At 63.9% G+C, this 5,057-nt stretch carries 4 protein-coding genes; all 4 read right to left on the bottom strand.

Going from position 1 to position 5,057, the window contains the following annotated elements:
* Positions 1-98 precede the first annotated feature (98 nt).
* Genes ACZ6S0_RS52835 through ACZ6S0_RS52820 form a run of 4 tightly spaced genes read right to left on the bottom strand, consistent with a single transcriptional unit; the run spans position 99 to position 4,937 of the window.
* Entirely contained in the window at positions 99-1,064 is a 966-nt protein-coding gene (locus ACZ6S0_RS52835) for a hypothetical protein (RefSeq protein ID WP_465928732.1), read from the bottom strand.
* A complete protein-coding gene (locus ACZ6S0_RS52830) occupies positions 1,061-2,092 on the bottom strand; it encodes a TniB family NTP-binding protein (protein WP_465928730.1) in 1,032 nt (343 codons plus the stop codon). Before ACZ6S0_RS52830 ends, ACZ6S0_RS52835 begins: the two co-directional genes overlap by 4 nt.
* Positions 2,086-4,182, bottom strand: a complete 2,097-nt coding sequence (locus ACZ6S0_RS52825; protein WP_465928728.1) for a Mu transposase C-terminal domain-containing protein — start codon at positions 4,180-4,182, stop codon at positions 2,086-2,088. The genes ACZ6S0_RS52830 and ACZ6S0_RS52825 overlap by 7 nt, the downstream gene beginning before the upstream one ends.
* Positions 4,182-4,937, bottom strand: coding sequence for a TnsA-like heteromeric transposase endonuclease subunit (locus ACZ6S0_RS52820; RefSeq protein WP_465928726.1), 756 nt, complete (start codon positions 4,935-4,937; stop codon positions 4,182-4,184). Before ACZ6S0_RS52820 ends, ACZ6S0_RS52825 begins: the two co-directional genes overlap by 1 nt.
* Positions 4,938-5,057 lie beyond the last annotated feature (120 nt).

Below are 5,057 nucleotides of genomic sequence, written 5' to 3'. Positions count from 1 at the left end.
TGTCCCGTCTCAATTGATGCGACACAGAGAGGCTCATCCACCTCGGTTGTGACAGTTCTACTGAGACGCCCGAGGAGCACGGCGTCTCAGTAGAACTGTCACAACCGATCGGATCCGATGGTGTCGGTGAGCGGCTCTGGGAGGTTGTAGGCGCGTCGGTGCTCAGCCTGTCTGGCCGCGTGTGCTCGCTCTTCTGGTTCCTCCCGGAACATGCGCCTCAAGGGGTCGATGTAGCGCGAGTAGGAGGACGATTCCCAGATGTAGTCGGGTTCGACGGTGCGACGCACTTCCTGGACGAACATGGCGTTGCCAGTGACGTCGAGGGCGAGTGCTTTCCAGAAGGGTGAGGCCAGAAGCCGTGTCAGAGCGACGGCCGGCGGATACTTGGCTGCCTGAAGAGTCGAATCATCTGGTGGGACGCGCCAGGAGGGGCCATGAAAGCGGTGCATGAGCCTATCGACCTGGGCGCGGTGGTAACCGCGCGTGGCCCATTCGTCGACGATGCTGTGGGCCTGCTCGAACGCGCGATGAACGGTGAATCGCCCGTGCCGTCGAATGAGTCGTCGATGTTGGCGATTGGCCTGGAGGATGCCGTCGAATCCGGCCAGGTCGATCTGTGTGGGCCCTGCGATCCAACGGCGGTGTCGGCGGCAGATGACATCCTCCGCTCGTCTCCAGCAAGTGACGGGGTGATCAATGCCGCGAGCGCGTGTGCATCGGGTGCATTTGACGAACGTGATACTCGAGTGCGGTCGCGGCCGTCCCGTGACGCTCATCGACGCGAGTTCTTGGGCGCTGCAGAGTTCGAGGATGGCGTAACGCATGCTCTGGGCCGGCTGGCCACTGGTGGTGATGACGACTTCAGGCGGGACGGGGATCCTGGGGCTCGTGCTGCCCCTCAAGTAGTCGATCAGGTGGTAGCCGTTCATGCTGTTGGCCTGGGCCAGTCGCATCAGGTAGGACGTGACGGTTTCATCATGAACGGGTGTAATGCTCTGGGGCAGCGGTTGCAGTCGGCTGACGGCCAGCCAGTCGCCGAGGGCGCCCGGATCGGAGGGCATCATGCCGCCGTGTCGCCGTCCGACTCGGCGATGTAATCGACGGGGATGGTGTCCATCAGTTTGCGAGTGATGGCCTCCTGGCCTTCCAGGATCGCCGTCTGGGCTGAGGCTCGAACGAGATGGGAAAGGCTGCCGATCATGCCGCCTGTCCGCTGGTGCAGGTATTTGGCGTTGCGGAGCAACGTGCCGTCCTTGTGCCGGTGCAGCCGTAACGCGTCCTCCAAGGTGGTGATCATCGCCTTCCATTCGTCGCCGTAGGGGATCGGACCGGTGTTGATGACCACGCTGCGGCCCAGAATCTGAGCGCCGCGGACACCCGACAATCTGCGCGGGACGTCGATCCCGGCATAGACGAAGGTGGCGGGGAGGTGCTCGGTGAAGTATTTCAAGTGGTCGGACATGTCCTCGCCGGCTGCCGTGGCGAGGTTCAGATTGTGAATCTCGTCCACCAGGACCAGCTCGACCTTGGCCTTGATCAGAATCTCGCAGACGGCATCGGTGATGTCGGTGGTGTTATAGATGCGCTTCACTGGAGGAAGACCGAGGAAACGGGCGAACTCTGCCGCCAGTTTGCGAGGCGATCCCTTGGGCGGCGTGCTGACGTAGACGACCGGGATCCGATCGCTCATCCGGCCCGGCTGCCGTTCCCGGAGCCGAAGCTCGTGCATGCGGCCAAGCTGCTTGAGCGCGGTGGTCTTGCCGGTGGTCTGCAGACCGCTAAGGATCATCATGCGCCGGGCGCTGATCTCCCGCCGGTTCAGCATGGTCAGCAGCCTGCCCTGGCGGGCGACCTGACGGACCAGGGAAGTCGCGACGACGATCATTTCTGAGTGATAGCTGATCCGGTTCTCGTCGTAGGCGTCGTGCTGCTCGTCGTCCAGATCCATCCACTGCTGGTCGGGCAACAAGGTGAACGCGGCCGGCTGCGTGTCAACGAACCGTCGCCAGCGGGCCAGCGTCATGGTGGGTTCCCGCCGGTCGAGATCGAAGTCAGATCCGTCGTCAGGCTCACCGGCCGGAGTGCTCACCATCGCTTCTTGGCCTCCTCCGCAGCATCGAAGACACCCAGCGGGATCACCTTGGCCAACTCTTCCTCCTCATCGTCAAATTCGTCATCAGCGTCCTCTTCAGGCGGCGAGGGCTCGGCAACCGGCGTCTCCGCCTGCGCGCGAGGCCAGGCTTCAGCGATCTCTTGGCTCGTGGTCGCCCGGGTGCGTGCGGCAACCCGCAAGTCTTGACGCGTCGTTTCGCGGTCAGGGCCGCGCTCGGCTCGATCGAGCAAATCGCTGGCAGCTCGGGCGATCTCCTCTTCGGTCGGCTTGTCGATGCCTCTGCGGGCCAGCATCCGCTGAGCGTGCTCCCAGGCCAAATCCCCGAAGGGGACGGGACCGGTGTTCAAATAGGTCCACGTGGCCTCGATCCACCCGCCGTCTCGGTGATTGCGCACCCAGATGCGCGAGACGTCATAGGGATCGCGGTGCACTTCCCACAACCCCTTCTTGGCAGCGACCCCCGAGTGTTGCCTCCGGTAACGACGTAGCGCCCGGCTGTCATACTTCCTGTGCTTGATCCTGATCCCGTAGGAATTGATGGCCCGCCATTCCACCGGAAGCAACTCGATGTAGTCATTCTGCGACAGAGGAACCGGGACATAGCCAGCGACCTCGATCAACGAGGCGTACTTCTCGTTCGGAGTGAGCGCCTTGCCTGGGGAGAGCGGCTCACGCAACCCGTCATGCGGACGGTTCTGCCACGTGGCCACCAACCACTCGTCCAGCATCTCCTGCAACTCGATCATCGACCAAACCGCGGCCTGGTCGGCGTCCTTGCCGCGATGCTCCACGCTGTTGCCCACGTATCCCGCCACGTACTGGGCGAACAAGGTGTCGACGGCGGCGAAACTGGTCTCGACGTTGCCCTTCTCCCACGGAGACCCCTTGTGCGTGGGCTGAACATTGATGCCCATCGCCCTGCAGGCGTTGCGGAAGGTCTGCGACATATAGACCATGCCGTGGTCGCAGACGATCGTGCCCGGCACGATCACCGGCCGCGCCGCCGCGTCCGCCAGCCGCTGATCGATCGAGGTCAACCGGCGGTGGGGCAGCACCGACCGCGACATCCGCAACGCATCCACCCAGCCGGGTCGCATCGGCTCCGGCGCCAGCGAACGGGCCAGCAGCAACGCAGCATCAACAGCCTTGGTCGAGGGCCGCAGCACCGCCACCGGAATCGTCCTGGTCGCCAGATCGATCATCCAGGTCAGGTCCACGCGATCGATGAGGCCGTTGTCCAACCGCACTGCGATGTTCAACGGAGAAGAGTCGATCTGCATCCACTGACCAGGCCGGATCGCCGTCACCGTCCCGAACGGGCGATCGGGCTGCTTGGCCAGTGACCGGCGCGTGCGAGCCGACCCGAACGTGTGCTTGCCGGCCGAGACCGCGCTCACGACCCGATAGAACCCCGCCCGCGACGGCATCACCTCCGCGGGATTGACCCCAGCTTCCACCAGAATCTGTTCAACCCGCCGTCGCAACCGATCGACGGTGCCAGTCGACGCATCGGTTTGTTCCAGCACGGCCTGGCCAACAGCGTCGACAACCCTCGGGTCGGCCCTTCCCGTGGGGGAGGACTGCCGGGCGAATCGGGCATCAACAAGCCCCCAGAGCCCTTCGGTCTCGTATCTGCGCCGAAACCGCTGCAACGTGCGCAACACGACTTCGTGCCCCGCCGAATGCAGTTCCTCGAGCTTGGCCAACTCTCGCTGCCGCAGGCTGCTGGTCCGAGGGTCGTATTCCGCCCTGATGCCCGAACCTGCCTCGCCCCCCGGAGGCAACCCGGTCAGCACCTCGACGATGTGCCGCTCCCACCAGCGAGCCTTGTCCGCCACCTCTTCCGGCACGCCATCCAGCAACCCAGACGGGGGGAGTGGCGCACTGGGAGTCTCCATGATCCGAAATCCAAGATCGGTGAACAGCGCACCCTGCGTAACCGTGAACCGAGCCCCCGCCATGTCCTCTAACTCGATCCCAGACCCGGTCACCGCGACAACTGTCGCCCGCCGACCACCGACGAGCACGTCATCGTCCGCCTTCAGCTCAGGCGGCCTCGAAACCGTCATCACGCTCCGTCCCCGACAGCCAGGAACATCGAGCCGCTTAACGGTGCCCTAGCCAGATCAGCCTGCAGAACCTGCAACCACATCAGGTGGAACGCCGACGGCAGCACCGCCATCGGATCACCCACCGATCGAACCGTCTCCAGCAGCGGCGCGGCCTGGGCAAATGCCTTCCGCAGCGGACCATCGTGGTCCGGGTTGAGGCAATAGGACTGCTTGTAATCCGACAACCACCGAACGTTCGCCGCCAGTACCGGATCAACGGCTCCCACACGTCGATAGGCCCAGCCCACCGTCTCGCACGCCGCCTCAGTGGCCGCAAACGCCGCAGCGTCCTTCGGCTCGATCTGGTCATCTGCCCGAACGTCGATAACGACGCCGGTCCCATCCGTGAGCCTGGCGAAATAGTCCGGAGCATGCCGGCGGGTTTTGCCTCCCTCCGGCCAGGTCAACCAGAACGGCTGGGAGGAGAACGCGCTCACCTCCGGCGCAAAGTCGAGCATCATCACTTGATCGCGCTCCAGCCAGGACTCAAACCCAACCAGATCCCGCATCGTGGATGACCACCAATACCCCGAGAAGTTGCGCTGGCCCCGGTAGGAGGGGAAGTGCCGTACGGGCTGAACCCTCTCAAAACGGGTGTTCCATGCGATCGCCAACGGTGCCTGCCGCTGGCGCAACCGCCCATCCACCTCATCCAAAAAGCGCAGGCCAAACCGCGCCGCCAGGGGCTCAGGCGCCAGAAGTGGGTTGCCCATCCGACCTCACACAAAGATCGCTAGTGGGAGCACTATAGCGATCTTGTGTCAGGTCAACTGAGAAAACTGTCGAATGCGTCAGGTCAACTGAGACTGCGCCAGCTCAATTGAGACGGGACA

The sequence above is a fragment of the Nonomuraea sp. NPDC051298 genome (assembly GCF_055586305.1).
This window is presented reverse-complemented; position numbering and strand designations above follow the sequence as displayed.